The sequence below is a fragment of the Paenibacillus sp. yr247 genome, assembly GCF_900103825.1.
Classification (GTDB): domain Bacteria; phylum Bacillota; class Bacilli; order Paenibacillales; family NBRC-103111; genus Paenibacillus_E.
In genome coordinates this window covers 711,752-732,625 of the sequence record NZ_FNIF01000001.1, presented here as the reverse complement: position 1 = coordinate 732,625, position 20,874 = coordinate 711,752, and the positions used below count along the sequence as shown (strand labels likewise).

The window sequence follows — 20,874 nt, the reverse complement described above, 5'->3', positions numbered from 1 at the left end:
TCATTAATTCGTCTTGCCCTTAACTTTATATACATACGCCAATACTTCTGCGACAGCCTGGAACAGCTCAGCGGGAATCGATTCACCAATCTCCACCTGTGCAAAGATCGCTCGAGCAAGCGGTTTGTTTTCCATCGTCATGACACCGTTTTTCTTGGCCACTTCTTTTATTTTCAAAGCAACATAATCGGCACCTTTAGCAATGACCGTCGGGGCCTGCATATTGTTTGAATCATATTTCAAAGCAACAGCAAAGTGGGTTGGATTTGTAATAATAACGTCTGCTTTTGGAACTTCTTGCATCATGCGCTGCATCGCCATCTGACGCTGCTTCGCGCGGATCTTCCCTTTGATAAGAGGGTCTCCTTCACTCTTCTTGTACTCGTCTTTAATGTCCTGTTTGGACATTTTAAGACTTTTTTCGTACTCATACTTTTGATAAATGTAGTCAATAATGGCAAGCACAATTAAAATGGCACCGATTTTGATTCCTAGTGAGAGCGTAACCGAAGCAATGAATGAAAATGTACTCTCCAGCGGAGCATGGCCTAGACCAAGCAGTTTAGCCTTTTCCCCCATCAATGTCGTGTAAACAACATAACCGATAATTAACATCTTCATTGTTGACTTCAGAAAATCCATAACCGTCCGTAATGAAAAAATTCGTTTAAACCCAGCGATCGGATTAATCTTTTCAAACTTCATCATCAAGGGGTCGCCAATGAACATAAAGCCAATTTGTGCATAGTTGCCAATGAAAGCTATTAACACAACTAAGATGAAAATAGGAGCTAATATGATCAAACCTTGAGTAATTAAATTTAAGAACAAGACTTGAACGTTCCCAGCCGTAATATCCATGGTGAGCTGATTCTCATATACGTTGCGGAAGATGTTTACCAACTTCTCTTTCATATAACCGCCAAACATGAGGAACGACAAGAATGAAAAGAGTAAGATGAGCGCCGCAGGTAAGTCCATACTTTTAGCAACTTGACCCTTTTTACGAGCATCTTGCCTTTTCTTCGCCGTAGCAGGTTCCGTCTTTTCACCAGCAAACCATTGTAAATCGAGCTGTAAGCGAAATGAGTGGGACACGGCTTTCCTCCTACTTAGGGAGCTGGTTGCTGTGTACCGCTAATGAGTTGGAGCAACTTCTCCATGTAATCAAAAATTGTTGCAAATAAATTTTGAAATTGTGAAATCAATTCCGGGAATAGTAAAACTAACAAGAAAAAGCCCAGAATCATTTTTAAAGGTGCGCCAACAACAAAAATATTGAATTGCGGAGCTACCCTCGTTAAGAGCCCTAACCCTAAATCTGTCAAAAAAAGGGCTGCTATAATAGGAGCAGCGAGTTGGAATGAGAGATAAAACATTTTGGACAGTGAGTGAAACAAGAAATCCGAAATTTGACCGTTGTAGATGCGTGTAAACAGTTGATTGTCTAGCGGTACCCACCGGTAACTATCCATAATGGCTCTGATCAAATAATGATGACCATCAAAAGATAAGAAGAGCAGCACAGCGATCATATACTTGAGGTTTCCTAACATTGGGGTAGATACCCCGGTCAAAGGATCAATCACACTCGCCATACTGAAACCGATTTGCATGTCCATGAAAGAACCGGCTGTCTGGATAACCGTAAAAAAGATATAGGCGAGAAAACCAAGCAAAACACCAACTAGCATTTCACGAATGATCAACAGGACGTATTCACCATCCATGGGAATGGGTTTCCCCTGCCCCATGCTCGCGAAGATAAGAAATGAGATAAATAGAGAAAGACCGATTTTGAACATCATTGGAACATTTCTTGAAGATAAAATCGGTACCACGACAAAGAACGATGTAATTCGACAAAAGATAAGCAAAAAAATAGGGATAACTTGAAAAAACATGGTCATATCGCTCACAACCTATCCAACGAATTTGTAAAGGTTGTTGAGTAAGTTAAAAGTAAAGTCAACCAAAGTATTCATAATCCAAGGTCCAAAGATTAAGATGGACAGCAGAACTGCAACAATTTTGGGAACAAAAGCTAAGGTTTGTTCTTGAATTTGTGTTGTTGCTTGAAAAATACTTATGATAAGACCAACTAAAAGCCCAATAATAAGCATGGGTGCGCTTGCTTTAAGCACGGTATAGACCGCTTCACCAGCAATTCGTATTACAAATTCCGAGCCCATTTAGGAAACCTCCGATATCTTGATCCTCAACCGTAGCTTAACCGTAGCTTAGGAGTAATGATCTCACCACAAGATACCAACCATCTACTAGAATGAAAAGTAGAATCTTAAAGGGTAATGAGATCATAACAGGCGGTAACATCATCATCCCCATTGCCATCAAGGTACTAGAAACAACCATATCAATGACTAGGAATGGAATGAATATCATGAACCCCATCTGAAAAGCTGATTTCAGTTCACTAATCGCATATGCCGGAACTAATGTAGTAATCGGAATATCTTCTACGCCCGTAGGTGCTTTAGCTTTGGTATAGTCCAAGAACAACTTTAAATCCTTTTGTCGCGTATGCTTGAACATAAACTTCTTCATGGGTAGGGATGCTTTCTGAAAAGCCTGGGTCTGATTAATTTCACCCTTCAAATAAGGCTGCAGTGCTGTCTGATTAACCTCGCTCAAAGTTGGAGACATAATAAAAAAGGTTAAAAACAGAGCTAGTCCGATTAGAACCTGATTAGGTGGCATCTGCTGAGTTCCAAGTGATGTACGAACGAAACCAAGTACAATGACAATACGCGTGAAACTAGTCATTAGAATGAGAAAAGATGGTGCAAGACTTAATACAGTTAATAATAGCAATAAAGTTACTGTGTTGGATGATCCGCCGGCAGTGCCTCCGGTCCCAATGTTCACATTTAATCCTGGAATCGGATTGTTGGGATCTGTCTCCGCAGCTGATGCTGTCAAAGAGATCAGGAACACTGAAATCAACACAAGCAAAAGCGTAAGAACTAATTTATTTCTTTTCATTCATCATTCAACCGATCTGTTTGTTTTTGATCAGAAAGCCATTCGTGGGCATTTCTATTACGGTTTGTCACTTTTTGCAGCTTATCGTGAAACACTTGTTGAAATGAAGAAGTAATTTCTACTTCCTCCTCGATGTCTTTCTTTCTAACCGACAGCTTACTGATCCAATTACTTAGTGTTCCGAAACCCACTCGGTCATCCTGAGAAGAACTAAGTAATTCCGAAATGAATGCTACTTCATCGGCGTCATTGATTTTATCCAGCAACTGGATGTTTTCACCGACGCCAACCACGAAGAGCGAATGACCAATTTCAACAATTTGAATCGATTTGTTTTGACCAAGGGGAACCCCACCTAAAGACCGAATCGAGTTCCCGAACATAGTTCCCTTATTTTTCTTAGCGATATACTTTATAAGTACAAAAAATAGGAGAATAATTAATACAAGAAAGAAAATGACCTTCACAATCATTCCAAAAGAGTCAAATGAATCGGTAGTCGGAAATTCAGATGTTGGAATACCTTGTCCTGGCTCTGTTTCGGCAAAACTTACGGACTTAGAGTACATCATAGCGACTACACAAAGTAAAACAGTAAAAAGTCTTTTCGATTGGAGTCTTCTCATAGTGACATCCCTTTCGGTTTATGTAAGACTCAACCGAGCATGGACGGCTTAACCTAGAGTCTTTTTAATCGCTTCAATAACACGGTCTGCTTGGAATGGCTTCACGATAAAGTCCTTAGCGCCCGCTTGAATAGCATCGATAACCATAGCTTGCTGCCCCATCGCTGAACACATAATAACTTTAGCATTTGGTTCAATTTTCTTGATTTCTTTCAATGCTTGAATGCCATCCATTTCAGGCATCGTAATATCCATTGTAATGAGGTCAGGTTTCAATTCTTTGTATTTTTCGATGGCTTGAGCTCCATCATTCGCTTCTCCACAAACCTCGTAACCATTTTTAGATAAAATATCACGAATCATCATTCTCATAAATGCAGCATCATCAACAATAAGAATACGGTTAGCCATGAATAAAGTCCCCCTAAAATTAAATTATTGTAACTTTTGAATTCGTTCCCATTGGTTCACAATGTCTGTAACACGAACCCCAAAGTTTTCATCGATGACAACGACTTCGCCTTTGGCAATTAGCTTATTATTTACCAAAATGTCTACAGGCTCACCTGCGAGCTTATCCAACTCGATAATCGATCCCTGGGACAGTTCCAAGATGTCTTTAATCACCTTTTGTGTTCTGCCTAATTCTACAGTCACCTTAAGAGGTATATCCAGTAGCAAATTAAGATTCGTTTCATCCGTATGTACCATTGAATCTGATTGTAAATGTCCAAATTGAACGGGTTGAACATTTACATTGCGATTCGGCATTCCACCATAAGCTGCCGGAGGCTGCTGATACATGGGTTGCTGTGGTGTATACATCGGTTGCTGTGGTGGATACATGGGCTGTCCCATTGGAGGCTGCTGATACATGGGTTGTTCATAAACGGGCTGCTGCTGTTGGTACACCGGCTGCTCATACATTGGCTGCGCAGCTGCAGGTGGCGGTGTATGGACTTCCTGCTTAGGTACTGATGACGGTGCAGGTGCTTGTACAGCAGGTGCAGCCTCCATCGAAGAATCAGAATCACCACCCATGAGGATCGATACCATTTCTTTGGCGAAAGGAACAGGTAATAATTGCATGATGTTAGAATCAATAAGATCGCCAATGATCAGTCGGAACGATATCTTTATAAATACGTCCTCGTCGGGTAGTTTTCCTTCTCCTTTCGACAAATTTAATATGTCGATTCCTGGAGGAGAGATATTGACAAATCGATTAAAGATGGTAGACATCGACGTTGCCGAAGAACCCATCATCTGATTCATTGCTTCTTGCACGGCGCTTATGTGAATTTCACTGAGATTTTCATCTCCGCCAGTACCGTCTCCACCCATCATTAAGTCAGCAATGACTTGGGCATCACGTGTTTTAATGACAAGTAAATTAATGCCATCAAAGCCGTCAACATAATTCACATGAACAGCTACATGAGGTTTTGGAAACTCCTCTTCCAATTCATCTCTACCGATAATAGAAACCTTTGGCGTCGTAATTTCTACTTTCTTTCCAAGCAATGTCGAAAGAGCTGTGGCTGCACTACCGAAAGTGATGTTACCAATTTCACCAAGTGCATCCTGCTCTAACGAAGATAAATAATCTTCAACTTGAGGAGGCCCATGAAAAGAAGAGGCTGAACTATCGTCCGATGACTGTCTCAACAAAGCATCGATCTCTTCCTGGGACAAATAATCTCTGTTATTCGTCATAATCTTCTTCTCCTTCATTTACGATTTCTGTAATTTGTACAGCCATCTTCCCTTTTAAGGTACCAGGGCTTCCGAGATATTTCAGCTTCTCGCCCACTTTGACTTGAAGCGAATCTTCGACGGATTTATGCAGCGGGATTACATCGCCAGCGCTTAAGCCAAGGAAATCACGTATTGAAATTTCGGACGAACCCAATTCTGCAATGAGAGGCAACTTGGTTTTTTCCAAGCGCGATTGAAGTGCTTCCACTTCTTCAGGTGCTCTCGTCTTTTTCTGTGAAACAAACCAATGATGTACAGAAAGTCGAGGCATAATCGGCTCGATAACCACGTGCGGGATACATAAGTTGATCATCCCTGTTGTATCACCGATTTTGGTGCTCAAGGATATCAGGGCAATGGTTTCATTGGGTGAAACGATCTGCATAAACTGCGGATTCGTTTCAAGAGCCTCTAATCGAGGTTGAATATCTATGACAGTCTTCCATGCCTCTTGTAAACTATCGAATGCTCTGCTAAAAATTCGTTCCATCACAATCGTTTCTATCTCAGTTAAAGCATTAATTTTAGTTGGAGTAGTACCTGCACCGCCTAACAAACGGTCCAACATAGCAAACGCGACATTGGGATGAACCTCAAGCACCATTCGACCCTCTAAAGGCTCCGCTTCAAAGATGTTCAAAATGGTCATTTTCGGGATCGAACGAATAAATTCGTCGTAGGGTAATTGTTCAACCTGGACAACACTGATTTGTACAAACGTACGAAGCTGAGCAGAAAAATACGTTGTTAAAAATCGCGCAAAGTTTTCATGAATCCGGGTTAAGCTTCGAATATGGTCCTTAGAGAAACGTACTGCTCTCTTAAAGTCATAAGCCCTTACCTTTTTCTGCGTTTCCTCTTTTTTAAGTTCATCCGCATCCATTTCGCCAGAGGACAAAGCAGCTAGCAAGGCATCGATCTCATTTTGCGATAGAACATCAACCATTCGAGTCACCTCCTTTAAGCAAAATCAAAAGCGAGTTATTGAAGTACTTTATCGGTTATCCAAATTTGTTTAATTTTACCTTCATGTAGCAATGGGTTTAGTTTGTTCATTAATGTTGATGTCAAACTATCCGAGCCTTTGCTGCCTTCAATTTGTTCCTTAGATAAATCTCCGAGAGCTTGTACAATTGTGCCTTTAACCGCAGAATCCAGCAAACTATCAAACTCCGTCTTAGCCTTCGAGTTTTCTAATTCAAAAGCGAAGCTAATTTTAATAAAATTTTGACCACCAGATAAATTCGTCAAAATATCTTTAATAATTGCTGTGTTTGCCTTTACAGCTTCAGCAGATGGCGCTTTAGTTGGTTTCACACTTGCAACGGCCTCTTGGGCTTGTACCGCAGGATCTTTGGATTGATTATTTTTCTCCATAAAGTTCCACAAAACAAATGCAGCCGTCAAAATCAGTGTAATCGCAATTAAAATGGAGACACTGAGTATAAAAATTTTGTTCTTAAACACTTACGAACCCTCCGCATCCCTGGACTTTATTGTCGCTCGAACTGAGCCAATCTCCTGCATGTAGGTCCGCACTAAGCTTACCACAACCTCTGCCTTTTCGAGAACGGTGATTTTCTTTCCCGTTGTCAATGTAATCATTGTGTCTGGAGTTTCTTCAATAAGTTCGATCAAAATAGCATTCAGGATAATGCCTTTACCGTTTAACCGAGTGAGAGAAATCATGCTTCTCCTCCTGTATCAGGATAAGGGGAGACTAGCTCCCCTCTTTCACATTAAGTAAAGATTAATGTTTAAGATTAACTACTTCTTGAAGTACTTCATCGGAAGTTGTGATAATCCGAGAATTCGCTTGGAAACCACGTTGTGCGATAATCATTTCCGTGAATTCGCCAGTTAAGTCAACATTGGACATCTCCAGTTGACCCGAAATAAGTGTACCAGTACCTGTTGTAGGGTCACCAGCTGCGCCAACTGCAATCGTACCATCAGGATTGGCATTAGCTGTCATACGATACAAATTGCCGCCAATTTTCTCAAGACCAGAAGGATTGACCACTTTAACAACACCCACTTTTTGACCTGTTGTTACAGTTGCTCCTGTGCTGTTAACACCGATGATATCACCATTTTGTGCGATAGAGAATGAAACGATGTCATCTGGAATGACGATTGGACCTGCACCATCAGCCCCCATAACATGTAGCCCTTCTGCATTTACAAGGTTTCTGGATGGATCTACGGTGAAGTTACCTGCCCTTGTCAAGTAAGGCGCGTCAACTTGCTCCGTAGTCCCAACGGCAAAGAATCCATCGCCATTAACGCGCAAATCAGTCGGGACGTTTGTAGTCATCGCACTACCTTGCGTATGAACAGTGTCGATCGCCGCTATACTTACACCTAAGCCAACTTGTTGAGCATTTACACCACCGCGGTTCGCGTCAGGAGCACTAACTCCTGCAACGGTTTGACTGAGAATGTCTTTAAACATAACACGGCCGCCTTTGAATCCGATGGTATTTACGTTTGCGATATTATTACCGATAACATCTAATTTCGTTTGAAAACCACGCATACCTGAAACACCTGAGTATAAGGATCTTAGCATTTAATAGGCCTCCTAATCGGATTTAAAATATAATGAGCTGCTTCATTCGTTCCACAGCCCTAGGCTTCCTGCACGGTCGAGCCTGATAGTTAAGAGATAATAATAGCACTATCTATTTGTGTGAAAACATGTTCACTCATGGAGTTTCCATCAAGCGCCGTCACAACAATTCGGTTAGGAACATTTACAATTAATGCATTGCCACCAAGAATCATAAGAGCATCCTTAGCTCCTTTAGCGGCTACCTTATCAATAGCATTGCTAAGTTTATTCAATTGCTCAGGCTTTAATTGAATGCCTCTCTCCTTGAGTCTAACCTCTGCATGATGACTGAAACGAACAAACTGCTCCTGAAATAGTTTTTGAAATGTAGGGTTATCGGATGTGGATACCGGTTGCTGAACAGGAGTTCGTCTCGTAGACGCCGGAGAAACCGCATTAGGATAAAGCTGCCCTATGGATATTCTCTCCGTCATTTTTTTTCTCCAACATTCTCAATTTTCTTGAGCTTGTCTAGAGAAACTTCCACTCCCTTCACATTAGCAAACTGATTCCCATCTTTAAACGAGATGGAATCAACAACACCAGATTTCTCAACAGATGCGCCAGTTGAGTCAATTTCCGTCCATGTGATGGATTTACCAATCAAACCAGATACAAAACCAAGAGATTGACGCATCAGCTTCATTTCTCCAGCCATATTGGTCAACTGCTCCACCGATGTGAACTGGGCCATTTGCGCGATAAACTCTTTATCCTGTAGAGGTTGTGTTGGATCTTGATTTTGAAGTTGTGTAATCAAGATTTTAAGGAAATCATCCTTACCTAATGTATTGTTGTCTTTATCTTTGCTTTTCGTATTTTTCCCCGTATTGATCAAATCCGTGACATTACCTACGATTGGGCTTGTAGCCACACTTTCACCTCCACCTGCTTCACATAAGTTGCCTATTAGGCTATAACATCGAAGGAGTTACCATTAACTGCTGTTCGGATTTGTGCAACATTTTCAATCTCTTGATTGAAATCAATTGAATCAACTCCGTAGTTGCCTGAACGATTTTTATTTTGACGCTGTGATTGACTAAATGTTTGCTGTTGACGTTGTTCTTGGAACATACTGGATTGCATGTTTTGATTTTGAGTAACCTCAAGCTTCTCCACTTGTAAACCTTGTGTTTGAAGAGCTTGTCTCAACTGCGGAAGCTGATTTTCCAGCATTTGCTTTCCTGCTAAGGAATCAGCTGCAAATTGAGCAATCAGTTGCCCATCCTGCATCGATATTCTTACATCAATATGTCCGAGATTTTTGGGGAACAATGAAAGTTTGGCTTCAGAAAAACCACCGGCCATGGTAATTTTCATGTTCTTCAACACATGCTCTGTCATCTCTTCTGAAAAATTCGCAGCATTGATTGTTGTAGTAGCTGCTTTATCAACAGCAGTAGTAGCCAGTTGTGCTTTCTGAAGGTCACCGATTGTAACGACAGTATTAGCTGAAGTACCAGTTTCTGTTGGTAAATCTTGAAGTGCTACCAAAGCTTCCTCAGAGGTTTTCTCTGAATCAACAACAGGAGCCTGAAGTACATTCTTGATAGCTAGAAGCTCAAGTTTGGACTTTGTTGGTTGTACGATTGTAAATTGTTCTCCATCCATCTTCTGTTCAGCAGTAAGCTTATTCGTACGCTTGTGATGATTAGATCTGTCGACAGGAGTAATTTCGGTCTTACTTCCCTCAACCAAAGTTTCGGAAGGACTCGATACTGATGCAGGTCCCTTCAGAGTCGCCATAATATCCGGAAGCAATGGTTGGATCGTATTTTGTAAATCCTGGTTTAAAAACTTCACAATCGGATTATCAGGCTGTTGCTTGGATAAAGAAGCTAGCGTTAACAACGTATTCTGAGTTTGTAAGTTTAAAGTATCTGCTGATTGAAGATTCAAAGCATTCGGCACTGTGAATGCCACGTTGGATTGAGCATCACCAAGAGTATGTATTAATTGCTGAGCATCATCAAACCATTTCTTTACTTTTGGGTCTTGCAATAATTGATCGGCTAGTGCAGGATTACTGTTCATTGCCTCCAAAAGCATTTCTGGGAGAGGTTGATCTTCAGTTCCTTGTTTGACTTCCTGCATAGCAGTTCCTTGTAGGGGCAATACCAAACTTTGAAGCATTTGTAGCAGCATGTTCAGCGAGAGCGTTGGATCTGAAGCATTCTCATCTCCGGAAGTAGTCTCTTGTACAATTTGACCGTCCAATACTTGATTAAAAGTATCTTTGGAAGCCATTTCAGTCGCAGCCATTTTACCTGTTGCTGTTGAAGCAGCATTGTTTGCTTTTGGAACTGTTGGCATTTGTACATCCATTTTTTTCACCTCCCTTCGTGAAATCAATGTCATCTACTGAACAAGTTTGGCTGTAATTGAAGCTGCGATTTCCTTATTCGCGTCCGATAAAGAAGACATCACCTTGGATCGAGAAGCATTATCCATCCCACTGAGTATGGCTAACACTTTTTCAGGGTTAGATTTATTCATTTCCAGCAGAACATTGGATGCACTTTTAGGAGTCATGTTGGCAAATGTTTGCCCTAGATCTGTTTTACTAACTGATGTGATGGCCTTTGGTGAGTTAGCGCCATTCGTTGCTAATCTTTCTTGCAATGCGGCAATTTCTTTGTCGCGAATAGGAACAATATCTTTAATCCCTATTGAAGCTTCTGCTGCTTTAGTGGCATCCATCTTTTCAAGAATCGCGCCACGACTATCTGTTTTCATCATAGAAAATACGAGCACCATTTCTTTAGGTGTTAACGCTTCAATGATAGGAGCAGCTTTACTTGGGTTCATTTTTGCATACATATTCGCAAGTTGTGAAATTTGATTATTATATTCTTCCTCGGTTTGCGTCTTATTCTTCAGCTTCTCTTCGAGTTCAGTCAGCTTCGTATGAGCATCTTTCAAGGAAAGATCCTTTTGCTCGGATGTCGAATCCGCTTTTTGCAAAGCCGATTGAAGCTCTGTAACTCTCGCGTTCAACCTCGTAATCTCATCATCCTTGTATTTGATACTTTGTTCAGAAGTCTGTGTCTTACCAGAACTGATCGCAACGCTTTTTTCCTTGGGAGCAGGAACAATCGTCCCGATGACCGGTGTATTATGCAGCGCTTTCTGAATGCTGCTCTTGACATCATAGTCAAAGATGGACAGCAGCACGAAGAGCAGAACTGCCGTAAACACAAAGGGGATGACAAACCATATCAAAAACCGCTCCAGTGCACTATAAGATGCACCCTCTATGCTTGTATCGGCCATCTCCTTTTCCCTCCTTTACCTTCCTCAATACGTTAGCCGTTTGAAACGGTTTGTCGCCATTTCATCAAGAGCTTCTTGCTCTTTTTTCGCGACAAAAGATTGAAATTGGTTGTAAGCCTTCTCTCTTGCTTTCGTCCAAGCCTTCTCTTCAATCATTCTTTCCGAGAGATGTTCCTGCTTTTTGAGCACGACACGTTGTGCTTGCTGCACATCCCGATGCTTACGAGCAATCTGCTGGTCAACATGATTCATATAGCTCTGCATCATCAACATCCTGGAAATGGGTACCGAGCCGCTAGATACATCGGCCATTTCGTTATGAAGGTTTTCTTTTTGCTCAAACAATCCATGCAAACTCGTTTCTTCGTTCCGTAGTTGCCCCATTGCCTCAGACAGTATCCACTCCGCCTGTGTTTTTTCATTGTTTTTCAAATTGACAATTTGCTGGAAAGAATAGCGAAAATTCATTCAGGACCCTCATCCCTTATAAAATTCATGAATCAAACGTTCTTGAGCTTCTTCATAGGTTAACTTTTCAATCGTTTTTTGCTTCGTGAAATCCCATATGGCCTCAATATTATCCAAGGCAATATCAATATTTGGATTAGAACCCTTTTGGTACGCCCCAATATTGATCAGATCTTCCGAATCCTTATATATGGAAAGAAGTCGCTTTAATTGATCAGCAGCTTCCATATGTTCAGTAGGAACAATTTCTTTCATGACTCGACTTATACTGGATAATACGTCGATAGCTGGGTAATGACCTTTGTTCGCAATGTTGCGGTTCAGGACAATATGTCCGTCCAAAATACCTCGCACCGCATCAGCGATTGGCTCATTCATGTCATCACCATCTACGAGCACTGTATAGAATGCGGTAATGGACCCTTTGGGACCAGTACCTGAGCGCTCTAATAGCCGCGGAAGCATTGCAAAAACTGAAGGTGTATACCCCCTTGTAGCGGGCGGTTCTCCAACAGCAAGTCCAACTTCACGCTGTGCCATAGCAAACCGAGTGACTGAATCCATCATCATCATGACATTTAGACCGCGATCTCGAAAATACTCAGCAATACTTGTAGCAATCATTGCACCTTTGATTCGAATCAATGCAGGCTGATCTGACGTTGCAACGATCACAACAGATCTAGCTAGTCCCTCAGGACCTAAATCTCTTTCGATGAAGTCTAGAACCTCTCTACCCCGCTCACCAATAAGAGCAATTACGTTGACATCAGCTGAAGTATTACGGGCAATCATCCCCAAAAGGGTACTTTTACCTACACCTGAACCAGCGAAAATACCGACACGCTGACCTTTACCGATTGTCAATAATCCGTCGATGCAACGAACACCAACCGAGATTGGGTTCAGAACTCGAGGACGAGATAGTGGGTTTCCTGGCGCATTATTCGTTGAATATTGTGCCATTCTAGAAGGCAGAAATGACCCATCCAAGGGTTGCCCCAAGCCGTCTAATACCTTACCCAGAAGTTCATGTCCTACCTGGACTGTAAGCGGCTTTCCGGTACCAACGACATCGCATCCAGGACCTATTGAATCCAAATCACCTAGTGGCATCAGAACGACTTTATTACTGCGAAATCCAACGACTTCTGCTTTTAACGGCTTGTTCGACTTGTGTGGATATATGTAGCATAGATCGCCAATACTTACATCAGGACCTTCCGATTCAACGGTCAACCCAATCACTTGGGTCACTTTTCCATTTACACGAATCGGATCGATCGTATGCAGATGCTCTTTGTATTTATCAGCTTTTGGATGCGTGCTGCTCATGATCCGATTCCCTCGCTTTGAGTGGCCAATTGCTGTAATGCTGACTTAATTTCCTTAAGCTGAGTATCAATTCTGGCATCAATGCTTCCAAATGAGGAGCGAATCACACATCCGCGATCTTGTACTGTTGAATCTGGGATAATTTGCAGTTCTGCTTGTGAATCAATTGAAGTTAGCAATTCTTCACGTGCATCTTGTATGTATGCGAACTGTGACGGTGATACACAAAGTGCGATAATTCCTTTTTCTCTTCTGCGTGAAAGTACCGTACGAATCAAATCAATGACCCACTCCGGATGTAAAGTTAACTGTCGCCCAATCACTTTTTCAGCAATAGACGTACTTAGCTCTATTAAAAATGGTTCGGATTCTTGAATGATTTGTTGCTTCAGTTTGTAGGATTGCTCTAAAATCACTTGAGCCTCGGACAACATCTCTCCGTACTCTTGTCTAAGCACTTCTTCTGCTTGAGCAATCCCCTGCTTGTATCCTTCCTCATAACCGGACTGTCTCGATAAGGCGATGTGCTCTTCATCTTCAGTACGTCGAGTTTCCCACCAGCTGTTGATTTCTGCTTGCGTTTGTTCTCGGAGCTCAGCACAATCTTGCAAAGCTTGATGAATTTGTTCATTCGCAAAAGCCTCAGCGTCTTGAAGGATCTGCTCCTTCATACTAGTTGCTTCTGATAGTTCCTGTTGCTGCTCAGGGGTCAATTGAACACTGTCATTTGCCAACATACCTGCACGCAATAATTGTAGCGGTGAGATCGTTTCAACTAATTTCTTATCATCTAACGGAAAATAAGCAAATGATTTAATGACATTAGACAATAATATCATCTCCTCCACCACGTGCGATGATGATTTCACCAGATTCTTCTAAGCGGCGAATCGTAGCAACAATTCTTGTTTGGGCTTCTTCAACATCTCGCAAACGTACAGGACCCATGAATTCCATTTCTTCTTTGAAGGTTTCTGCCATACGCTTGGACATGTTTTTGAACAATACATCACGAACTTCTTCGCTTGCAACTTTAAGCGCAAGCTGCAAATCAGCATTTTCAATATCACGAATAATCCGCTGTATTGAACGATTGTCGATATTGACAATGTCCTCGAAGACGAACATCCGTTTCTTGATTTCTTCTGCAAGTTCCGGATCCTGAATTTCAAGTGAATCAAGTATGGTACGTTCTGTACCCCGATCGACACCATTCAGAATTTGTACGATTGAAGCAATACCGCCAGCATTTGTGTAATCCTGAGTTACCGTAGAAGAAAGCTTTTGTTCAAGCACACGTTCTACCTGGCTAATAACTTCAGGTGATGTGCTATCCATGAGTGCGATACGCTTGGCAACATCAGCTTGTTTCTCTTGCGGCAATGAAGACAGAATTATGGAAGCTTGATCCGCTTGCAAGTAAGATAATACCAGCGCGATCGTCTGCGAATTCTCATTTTGTATAAAGTTGAGAATTTGGGCAGGATCTGCTTTTCTAGCAAAATCGAAAGGTCTCACTTGTAGAGTTGCCGTCAAACGATTGATGATATCGAGTGCTTTCTGTGAACCCAACGCCTTTTCCAAAATATCTTTAGCGTAAGCAATACCACCTTGAGAGATGAACTCTTGTGCTAAGCAGATTTGATGAAATTCAGATAGAATGGATTCTTTTTCAAAGGAATCTACTTTTCTAACATTTGCAATTTCAAGCGTTAACTGCTCAATTTCTTCTTCTCGCAAGTGTTTAAATATTTGAGCGGACACCTCAGGGCCTAAACTGATCAAAAGTATGGCTGCCTTTTGTCGTCCGGTTAACCCTTGCAGAGCAGCTTTGGCCATACAAGTGCACCTCTATTCGTCTACTAACCAAGTACGAAGCAAATTGACAAAGTCTTCTGGCCGCTTTTTCGCAAGTGTTTCCAGCTGCTTACGCACTTGATTGTCATTAGTTACATTTTCAATATCAATTGTTGGAAGCTGTGCTTTTTTCGCCGCAATATTCATTTCTTGTTCTACTTGCTGCGCAGCTTTTTTGCGTCTTCTGATTGCAAATCCAGCAATGGCTCCAATAGCAAGCGCCGCCAATGCCAAACCTGCATAGGTCAAGTATGTAGTTGTTTTGGATGCTAGTGTATCAGTAGGTCTTGCAAAAGAGTGTGCAAACACGGTAACTTTTTTCTGCAATTCTTCGTCTGTATAAGTGACTTTGTTATCTGCCAGTGCTGTCCTTACAATATTGACTAAGGCACTTTGCACTGCAGCTTTGGTCTCAGGCGTTAAAGAATTGGGATCATCTTTAACCGGAGGTTCAATCCCTACATTAATACTTAAATCTTTCACAACATATGGCGTAGCGATAATATCGTTCGTAATTCGGTTCACTTCATAGTTAACTGTCTTATTATTTTTTTCTGAGTTTGACTTCCCTGAATTGGATGATCCCGGATAGCCTGGAACATCCGTCGTTCCAGTACCTGGCACACCACCTGCAGCAGCTCCGTTGTTCTGATACGACTCACTTGCTTCCTGCAAGGAAATTTCCAAACCTTTTTGATCCACTTGATTAGGTGCACTGACAAGCTGTTCTTTGCTTTTCTTCTGATCAAAGTTCATTGTTGAGAAAACACTAACATTCACCTTGTCGCGGCCAAACATGGTGCCGAGCATATTATTGATGTTTTTTTGCAAATCACTCCGGAATTGATTATTAATTTCGGATTGACTCGTAACTAGACTCGCAGATGACGGTCCACCGGCTTTAGAAGATACTAGACTTTGTCCATATTGATCTGAGATGGTGATATTCTCCAAAGGGAGATTCTTAACACTATGAGAAACTAAGTTATAAATCGTATCAATTTTTGCTTGATCCATCGTGTAACCTTGCTTCATTTGAAGAACAACAGATGCCGTTGCCTTCTCTTGCTGCTGTTGTAAAAACGGACCTTCTTCAGGAAGTGAAATCAATACTTTGGAACTTCCAATCGCTTGATTAGAATTAATCAACTGTTGTAGTTCACCTTGAATTGCGTTCAAGTATTTCACTTTAAATTCGTTATCTGTGATACCAAATGAACTGCTGTTGCTAAAAGCGCCGAAGCCTAAGGAACCGTTCTTATTTAAACCTTGTGATTCAACCCCAAGCTTTACATTCGCGACTTCACTTGTAGGCACTTCGATACTTTTACCATCAGCGCTAAGCTTATAAGGAATCTTAGCTGTATCCAGATAACCTTTAATTGCAGAAGCGTCGCTTGGCTGTAGTTCTGTAAATGCCAAGGAATACTCCGTCTTTGATAGATTAACACTTATAATTGCCGCAGTAAGAATCAGTAGCAAAACCGTTGCTATAAAAGTGATTTTCGTTGTTCTACTATATTGATTCCAATATTGCTTCACCTTTTCCCAGTACTGGAGCAGGTTCTCGTTCACTCTGTCACCTCATCGAACCAAAGTTTAGCAGCATTTAACTGAATCACAGCTGCATTCTCATCATCTCTTGGTAAGTCTCAAGGACTTTGTTTCTGACTTGTACAGTCAGTTCAAGACCTAACGATGCTTTCTCGGAGGCAATCGTCAGTTGATGTACATCGGAAAGCTCACCTTTGATGAAACTCTGATTTAACTGGTCAACTTGATGTTGTTGCGTATTTAAGTTTGTCATTGCCTCATTAAGGAAAGAACCAAAACGTTTACCAAGATCAGCAGCCCCTTCACCGGAGTTATCCTTTGGTTGAACTGAACTCATAATATTTAGTGGACTGTAACTTATTTTGTCAATCATGATGCAACCTCCTGTAGTGGTTATCTACCGATCTCTAAAGCCTTTGTTATCATAGATTTACTAGCATTAAGAGCGGTAACATTAGCTTCATAAGATCTTGTGGCTGAGATCATATCGACCATTTCTTTGAGCACATCGACATTCGGCATAGAAACAAATCCGTTTACATCCGCATCGGGATGCGTCGGGTTATATACTTGCTTCAGTGGGGATGTGTCCTCAAAAATTTTATTCACCCTCACACCCTCACCAGTACCATCAGCCATTGCCGATTTAAGCGACTGTGCGAAGTTTGGTTGAGATTTTGTTTCGAAAGCAACTAGCTTTCTTGTATAGGGAACCCATTTCCCGTCCACAAACTTAGCCCGTGTTGTATCCGCATTCGCTATGTTAGAAGAGACGACATCCATTCTTAATCGCTGAGCAGTCAATGCTGATGAACTGATGTCAAATCCATTTGTAAGTCTCATTGGTTATTATTTCCCTCCTATTACTGTGCGCATTTTTTTGAACTCACTGTTCATTTGCTGAATCATTGCATTGTATTTAAGTTGGTTTTTGGCCATTAAAGACATTTCATAGTCCATATCGACGTTGTTCATGTTCGTGTTAATCGCTGTCGATTCGTCGGTTTTTATTTCCGTATTTGGTAGATTTGTAGATTTCCCTATTAAGAAATGCCTAGGGTCTGTCCGATAACCTTCTATAGAGGGCGTTGATGGATTCATCTGACCTTGCAAAAGTTCTTCAAACAGTACATCTGAACGTTTAAAGAAGGGTGTATCTATATTGGCGACATTGTTCGCTACTACCTTTTGTCTAAGAGTCGTTGCGTCGAGCGAACGCTCCATTAAGTTCCAACTTGGTTTGTCCAACAAAGACATACACGGTACCCCCTTTCTATAGAGTATTCGACAGTACTTCAACAAAGTAATGAATGATTCCTTCTTATTTCGACATTATTTTCAGAAAATAATTTAAAATAGTCCTTATTGTAGAAATATGTAAAAAAACCTTTTTTCACAATTCTTATCATCTAAGAAATTACCTTAACTTACAATAAGAAAAAAGCCCTATCTTTTTACAAGATAGGGCTTTTCTATATATTTCTACAACTTCGTTTTTAATTGCTCGATGCTTTGCATTAATTGCTCATTTAGAATACGGATATAAGTGCCTTTCATACCAAGCGAACGCGTCTCAATAACTCCGGCACTTTCCAGTTTGCGAAGTGCGTTAACGATTACAGATCGAGTAATTCCAACTCGATCAGCAATTTTGCTCGCTACTAAAAGCCCTTCTTTCCCATCTAATTCCTCAAAAATGTGTTCCACAGCTTCCATTTCACTGAAAGATAAGGAACCAATTGCAACTTGAACGACTGCTTTACTTCTTGCTTCTTCTTCGATTTCTTCCGCACGTTCTCTTAATATCTCCATCGCGATAACCGTTGACCCGTACTCCGCCAGAATCAAGTCATCATCAATAAATATACCTTCATTGCGACTTAATATTAAGGTCCCAAGACGATCTCCCCCTCCAATAATTGGGACTAAAGTCGTATGTGTATATGGGAACATATCTTTCATTTGCTCCGTGTAATAGAAATAAGGACTGTCCGGTTCTGCCGTCGACGAAGTTTCCTCGATTTTCAATAGTAGGTTATTGGATTCAATCGGAAATCTGCGTTCAAGTAAAATCGCCTGATTCATTTCAGGTGAGATTGGATCATTCGTTGTGGCATAGCCTAGGATTTTGCCTTTGCGGCTTACAACGTAGATATTGGCAATAACAATATCCCGCAGCACTTCAGCCATATCCATGAAGCTAACCGCATTGCCTGCTTCTTTTTGCAGCAATCGATTCAGCCTTCTTGTTTTGTTTAGTAAACTCATATAACTTCCTCCTACTTACGTTACCATGCCATCGTTCATTATAAGATATATTGACTTAAATCTCGATTTTGCACAATATCACTAAGCTTCTCGCGAACATATTCCGGATTAATAACAATTGACTCTAATGTAATTTCAGGTGCTTCGAAGGATAAATCCTCCAGCAATTTTTCTAAAATTGTATGTAAACGTCGAGCTCCGATATTCTCCGTATTCTGATTCACTTCAACCGCGATTCGCGCAATTTCATGAATAGCTTCGTCCGCAAACTCAACCGTTATACCTTCCGTTTGCAACAAAGCTGTATATTGCTTCGTTAATGCATTTTTGGGTTCTTTCAATATTGAAACAAAGTCTTCTAAAGTTAAATCACTGAGCTCAACACGTATCGGAAAGCGTCCTTGAAGCTCTGGTATTAAATCAGAAGGCTTAGCGATGTGGAAAGCTCCTGCACCGATAAACAAAACATAGTCAGTCTTCACAGATCCATACTTCGTTACGATCGTTGAACCCTCAACAATCGGTAGTATGTCGCGTTGAACGCCTTCTCGAGAGATATCTGGACCACTTCCGCCGCGGCTGTTACTCGCAATTTTATCGATTTCATCAATAAAAATAATCCCTGATTGTTCAGCGCGATTAATGGATTCCTGAATGACTTCATCCATATCAATCAATCTTTGCGCTTCCTCCTGAGCCAGTACTTTCCTAGCTTCCTTAACAGGCAATTTACGTTTCTTCATTTTTTTCGGTAAAAGATTGCCGAACATTTCTTGCATGTTCATGCCTGCTTGTTCATTGCCTTGACCCGCCAGCATATCCATCATGGAAGGTGAAGAATCTTCAACCTCAATTTCCACAACCTCGTTCTCTAATTTACCACTAGTCAATTGTTCAGCGATTTGAGCCCTTTTAGCCGAAAGAGTTGGGTCTGGAGGACTCTCCTCTTGTTCCGATTGGCTTTGACCCCCAAAAAGCATTTCAAGAGGATTACGCTGCGTTTTGGAACGTATCGGACTCGGTGCAAGCAATGTGACTAGGCGCTCATTCGCCAACTTCTCAGCACGGTCCTTTACCTTCTCCATTCGCTCGGCCTTAACCATGCGTACGGAAGTTTCAATCAAATCTCGTACCATCGACTCTACGTCGCGACCGACGTAACCAACTTCAGTGAATTTGGTTGCCTCAACCTTAATAAATGGTGCACCAACCAACTTAGCTAGTCTGCGTGCAATTTCCGTTTTACCAACACCGGTAGGCCCGATCATGAGAATGTTTTTCGGAACAATTTCATCCCGCATTGCTTCATCCACGAGATTTCTCCGATAACGATTGCGCAAAGCAATAGCAACTGATTTCTTCGCTTTCTTCTGACCTACTATGTATCTATCCAATTCCTGGACAATTTGTTTAGGTGTAAGGGAGCTGTTTGCCATTTATGGAACCCTCCTAAAAGTTTTCCGAAGGAAAACTTGCATCGTAAGTGTAAGATGCAACTATTCAATCTCTTCGACGATAATGTTATGATTCGTGAACACACATATTTCGGCTGCAGTTGTTAGGGCCGCATGGGCGATTTCCTTAGCGCTAAGTGATGAAGCATGACGATGCAATGCTCTTCCTGCAGCTAATGCAAAGCTGCCGCCAGATCCTATAGCCAAAATGCCATCATCAGGCTCAATCACTTCACCATTACCTGAAAGCAGCAATAAACCGGTAGTATCCATAACAATCATCATGGCCTCTAGCCGCCGCAGAACTCGATCTTGACGCCAATCCTTGGTTAGCTCTACCGCAGCACGTTGCAAGTTACCGTGATGCTCCTCCAGCTTGCCTTCGAATTTCTCAAACAGTGTAATCGCATCGGCAACAGAACCGGCAAATCCAGCGATGACTTTCCCTCTATGTAAGCGCCGTACTTTTTTGGCACTGCTTTTCATAATCATGCTGTTGCCAAATGTCACTTGCCCATCTCCGGCAATAGCTCCTTTACCTTGATGACGAATGGCAAAAATGGTTGTGGCATGAAACGTAGCTTGATTGGGATCCATCTCTTTTCACCTCTCAAATGGAATCATACACCATGAAAATAAGTCTTCTCGTTGGTTTCAGTCT

Annotated in this window: 26 protein-coding genes; all 26 read right to left on the bottom strand. The window is 41.5% G+C overall.

All coding sequences use genetic code 11. The annotated features are described in order from the left end of the window. Positions 1–3 precede the first annotated feature (3 nt). The 26 genes from flhB to hslV all read right to left on the bottom strand — a co-directional run bounded on the left by flhB (position 4) and on the right by hslV (position 20,810). Positions 4–1,098 carry a flagellar biosynthesis protein FlhB gene (flhB, locus tag BLT91_RS03430; protein WP_090816560.1) on the bottom strand — a complete coding sequence of 365 codons (1,095 nt, stop codon included), beginning with the start codon at positions 1,096–1,098 and terminating at the stop codon, positions 4–6. 14 nt (positions 1,099–1,112) lie between these two features. Beyond that, positions 1,113–1,910 carry a flagellar biosynthetic protein FliR gene (fliR, locus tag BLT91_RS03425; RefSeq protein WP_090816559.1) on the bottom strand — a complete coding sequence of 266 codons (798 nt, stop codon included), beginning with the start codon at positions 1,908–1,910 and terminating at the stop codon, positions 1,113–1,115. 12 nt (positions 1,911–1,922) lie between these two features. Then, positions 1,923–2,192, bottom strand: a complete 270-nt coding sequence (fliQ, locus tag BLT91_RS03420) for a flagellar biosynthesis protein FliQ (RefSeq protein ID WP_090816556.1) — start codon at positions 2,190–2,192, stop codon at positions 1,923–1,925. 37 nt (positions 2,193–2,229) lie between these two features. Next, on the bottom strand, positions 2,230–3,003 hold the full coding sequence (fliP, locus tag BLT91_RS03415; protein ID WP_090816554.1) for a flagellar type III secretion system pore protein FliP: 774 nt from the start codon (positions 3,001–3,003) through the stop codon (positions 2,230–2,232). Beyond that, a complete protein-coding gene (locus BLT91_RS03410) occupies positions 3,000–3,575 on the bottom strand; it encodes a flagellar biosynthetic protein FliO (protein WP_175532065.1) in 576 nt (191 codons plus the stop codon). The genes fliP and BLT91_RS03410 overlap by 4 nt, the downstream gene beginning before the upstream one ends. A 102-nt stretch (positions 3,576–3,677) precedes the next feature. Continuing rightward, positions 3,678–4,040 (bottom strand): response regulator, encoded by a 363-nt coding sequence (locus BLT91_RS03405; protein WP_028558282.1) that lies wholly within the window; start codon positions 4,038–4,040, stop codon positions 3,678–3,680. 24 nt (positions 4,041–4,064) lie between these two features. After that, positions 4,065–5,345 (bottom strand): flagellar motor switch phosphatase FliY, encoded by a 1,281-nt coding sequence (fliY, locus tag BLT91_RS03400; RefSeq protein ID WP_090816550.1) that lies wholly within the window; start codon positions 5,343–5,345, stop codon positions 4,065–4,067. Next, entirely contained in the window at positions 5,335–6,333 is a 999-nt protein-coding gene (gene fliM / locus BLT91_RS03395) for a flagellar motor switch protein FliM (RefSeq protein WP_090816548.1), read from the bottom strand. The genes fliY and fliM overlap by 11 nt, the downstream gene beginning before the upstream one ends. A gap of 35 nt (positions 6,334–6,368) precedes the next feature. Next, a complete protein-coding gene (locus BLT91_RS03390) occupies positions 6,369–6,854 on the bottom strand; it encodes a flagellar basal body-associated FliL family protein (RefSeq protein ID WP_090816546.1) in 486 nt (161 codons plus the stop codon). Further along, complete coding sequence (locus BLT91_RS03385; protein ID WP_090816544.1) at positions 6,855–7,076, bottom strand: flagellar FlbD family protein; 222 nt, start codon at positions 7,074–7,076, stop codon at positions 6,855–6,857. Between the two features lie 61 nt (positions 7,077–7,137). Beyond that, on the bottom strand, positions 7,138–7,959 hold the full coding sequence (gene flgG, locus BLT91_RS03380) for a flagellar basal body rod protein FlgG (RefSeq protein ID WP_090816543.1): 822 nt from the start codon (positions 7,957–7,959) through the stop codon (positions 7,138–7,140). A gap of 89 nt (positions 7,960–8,048) precedes the next feature. After that, positions 8,049–8,435, bottom strand: coding sequence for a TIGR02530 family flagellar biosynthesis protein (locus BLT91_RS03375; RefSeq protein WP_090816541.1), 387 nt, complete (start codon positions 8,433–8,435; stop codon positions 8,049–8,051). After that, positions 8,432–8,839, bottom strand: a complete 408-nt coding sequence (locus BLT91_RS03370; protein ID WP_254776788.1) for a flagellar hook capping FlgD N-terminal domain-containing protein — start codon at positions 8,837–8,839, stop codon at positions 8,432–8,434. The genes BLT91_RS03375 and BLT91_RS03370 overlap by 4 nt, the downstream gene beginning before the upstream one ends. Before the next feature lie 71 nt (positions 8,840–8,910). Continuing rightward, positions 8,911–10,329 (bottom strand): flagellar hook-length control protein FliK, encoded by a 1,419-nt coding sequence (locus tag BLT91_RS03365; protein ID WP_175532064.1) that lies wholly within the window; start codon positions 10,327–10,329, stop codon positions 8,911–8,913. Positions 10,330–10,362: 33 nt separating this feature from the next. Further along, positions 10,363–11,277, bottom strand: coding sequence for a MotE family protein (locus tag BLT91_RS03360; protein ID WP_090816537.1), 915 nt, complete (start codon positions 11,275–11,277; stop codon positions 10,363–10,365). A 24-nt stretch (positions 11,278–11,301) separates the two neighbouring features. Further along, positions 11,302–11,745: a flagellar export protein FliJ gene (fliJ, locus tag BLT91_RS03355; RefSeq protein WP_090816535.1), complete on the bottom strand. Its 444-nt coding sequence runs from the start codon at positions 11,743–11,745 to the stop codon at positions 11,302–11,304. Positions 11,746–11,754: 9 nt separating this feature from the next. Continuing rightward, positions 11,755–13,080, bottom strand: a complete 1,326-nt coding sequence (gene fliI / locus BLT91_RS03350) for a flagellar protein export ATPase FliI (RefSeq protein WP_090816533.1) — start codon at positions 13,078–13,080, stop codon at positions 11,755–11,757. Then, positions 13,077–13,910 (bottom strand): FliH/SctL family protein, encoded by an 834-nt coding sequence (locus BLT91_RS03345; RefSeq protein WP_090816530.1) that lies wholly within the window; start codon positions 13,908–13,910, stop codon positions 13,077–13,079. The genes fliI and BLT91_RS03345 overlap by 4 nt, the downstream gene beginning before the upstream one ends. After that, a complete protein-coding gene (gene fliG / locus BLT91_RS03340) occupies positions 13,903–14,919 on the bottom strand; it encodes a flagellar motor switch protein FliG (RefSeq protein WP_090816528.1) in 1,017 nt (338 codons plus the stop codon). Before fliG ends, BLT91_RS03345 begins: the two co-directional genes overlap by 8 nt. Before the next feature lie 12 nt (positions 14,920–14,931). After that, complete coding sequence (fliF, locus tag BLT91_RS03335) at positions 14,932–16,512, bottom strand: flagellar basal-body MS-ring/collar protein FliF (protein ID WP_090816526.1); 1,581 nt, start codon at positions 16,510–16,512, stop codon at positions 14,932–14,934. A 43-nt stretch (positions 16,513–16,555) separates the two neighbouring features. Next, positions 16,556–16,864 carry a flagellar hook-basal body complex protein FliE gene (gene fliE, locus BLT91_RS03330; protein ID WP_090816523.1) on the bottom strand — a complete coding sequence of 103 codons (309 nt, stop codon included), beginning with the start codon at positions 16,862–16,864 and terminating at the stop codon, positions 16,556–16,558. 20 nt (positions 16,865–16,884) lie between these two features. Continuing rightward, on the bottom strand, positions 16,885–17,334 hold the full coding sequence (gene flgC / locus BLT91_RS03325; RefSeq protein ID WP_090816521.1) for a flagellar basal body rod protein FlgC: 450 nt from the start codon (positions 17,332–17,334) through the stop codon (positions 16,885–16,887). Positions 17,335–17,340: 6 nt separating this feature from the next. Continuing rightward, positions 17,341–17,748, bottom strand: a complete 408-nt coding sequence (gene flgB / locus BLT91_RS03320; RefSeq protein ID WP_090816519.1) for a flagellar basal body rod protein FlgB — start codon at positions 17,746–17,748, stop codon at positions 17,341–17,343. Positions 17,749–17,973: 225 nt separating this feature from the next. Then, on the bottom strand, positions 17,974–18,759 hold the full coding sequence (gene codY, locus BLT91_RS03315; RefSeq protein WP_090816517.1) for a GTP-sensing pleiotropic transcriptional regulator CodY: 786 nt from the start codon (positions 18,757–18,759) through the stop codon (positions 17,974–17,976). A gap of 38 nt (positions 18,760–18,797) precedes the next feature. After that, positions 18,798–20,195 (bottom strand): ATP-dependent protease ATPase subunit HslU, encoded by a 1,398-nt coding sequence (gene hslU, locus BLT91_RS03310; RefSeq protein WP_090816515.1) that lies wholly within the window; start codon positions 20,193–20,195, stop codon positions 18,798–18,800. Positions 20,196–20,255: 60 nt separating this feature from the next. After that, the gene (hslV, locus tag BLT91_RS03305; protein ID WP_090816513.1) at positions 20,256–20,810 is read right to left on the bottom strand and encodes an ATP-dependent protease subunit HslV; all 555 of its coding nucleotides are present in this window, start codon (positions 20,808–20,810) and stop codon (positions 20,256–20,258) included. Between the last annotated feature and the right edge of the window lie 64 nt (positions 20,811–20,874).

Bases quoted from the DNA above. Each gene is read 5' to 3' on its own strand.
- fliY (WP_090816550.1), bottom strand. From the start codon at position 5,345: ATGACGAATAACAGAGATTATTTGTCCCAGGAAGAGATCGATGCTTTG.
- flgG (WP_090816543.1), bottom strand. From the start codon at position 7,959: ATGCTAAGATCCTTATACTCAGGTGTTTCAGGTATGCGTGGTTTTCAA.
- fliR (WP_090816559.1), bottom strand. From the start codon at position 1,910: ATGACCATGTTTTTTCAAGTTATCCCTATTTTTTTGCTTATCTTTTGT.
- hslU (WP_090816515.1), bottom strand. From the start codon at position 20,195: ATGGCAAACAGCTCCCTTACACCTAAACAAATTGTCCAGGAATTGGAT.
- flgB (WP_090816519.1), bottom strand. From the start codon at position 17,748: ATGTCTTTGTTGGACAAACCAAGTTGGAACTTAATGGAGCGTTCGCTC.
- fliI (WP_090816533.1), bottom strand. From the start codon at position 13,080: ATGAGCAGCACGCATCCAAAAGCTGATAAATACAAAGAGCATCTGCAT.
- fliQ (WP_090816556.1), bottom strand. From the start codon at position 2,192: ATGGGCTCGGAATTTGTAATACGAATTGCTGGTGAAGCGGTCTATACC.
- BLT91_RS03365 (WP_175532064.1), bottom strand. From the start codon at position 10,329: ATGGATGTACAAATGCCAACAGTTCCAAAAGCAAACAATGCTGCTTCA.
- fliJ (WP_090816535.1), bottom strand. From the start codon at position 11,745: ATGAATTTTCGCTATTCTTTCCAGCAAATTGTCAATTTGAAAAACAAT.
- fliE (WP_090816523.1), bottom strand. From the start codon at position 16,864: ATGATTGACAAAATAAGTTACAGTCCACTAAATATTATGAGTTCAGTT.
- BLT91_RS03385 (WP_090816544.1), bottom strand. From the start codon at position 7,076: ATGATTTCTCTCACTCGGTTAAACGGTAAAGGCATTATCCTGAATGCT.
- fliG (WP_090816528.1), bottom strand. From the start codon at position 14,919: ATGGCCAAAGCTGCTCTGCAAGGGTTAACCGGACGACAAAAGGCAGCC.
- flgC (WP_090816521.1), bottom strand. From the start codon at position 17,334: ATGAGACTTACAAATGGATTTGACATCAGTTCATCAGCATTGACTGCT.
- codY (WP_090816517.1), bottom strand. From the start codon at position 18,759: ATGAGTTTACTAAACAAAACAAGAAGGCTGAATCGATTGCTGCAAAAA.
- BLT91_RS03375 (WP_090816541.1), bottom strand. From the start codon at position 8,435: ATGACGGAGAGAATATCCATAGGGCAGCTTTATCCTAATGCGGTTTCT.
- BLT91_RS03405 (WP_028558282.1), bottom strand. From the start codon at position 4,040: ATGGCTAACCGTATTCTTATTGTTGATGATGCTGCATTTATGAGAATG.
- hslV (WP_090816513.1), bottom strand. From the start codon at position 20,810: ATGGATCCCAATCAAGCTACGTTTCATGCCACAACCATTTTTGCCATT.
- BLT91_RS03410 (WP_175532065.1), bottom strand. From the start codon at position 3,575: ATGATGTACTCTAAGTCCGTAAGTTTTGCCGAAACAGAGCCAGGACAA.
- fliP (WP_090816554.1), bottom strand. From the start codon at position 3,003: ATGAAAAGAAATAAATTAGTTCTTACGCTTTTGCTTGTGTTGATTTCA.
- BLT91_RS03360 (WP_090816537.1), bottom strand. From the start codon at position 11,277: ATGGCCGATACAAGCATAGAGGGTGCATCTTATAGTGCACTGGAGCGG.
- fliM (WP_090816548.1), bottom strand. From the start codon at position 6,333: ATGGTTGATGTTCTATCGCAAAATGAGATCGATGCCTTGCTAGCTGCT.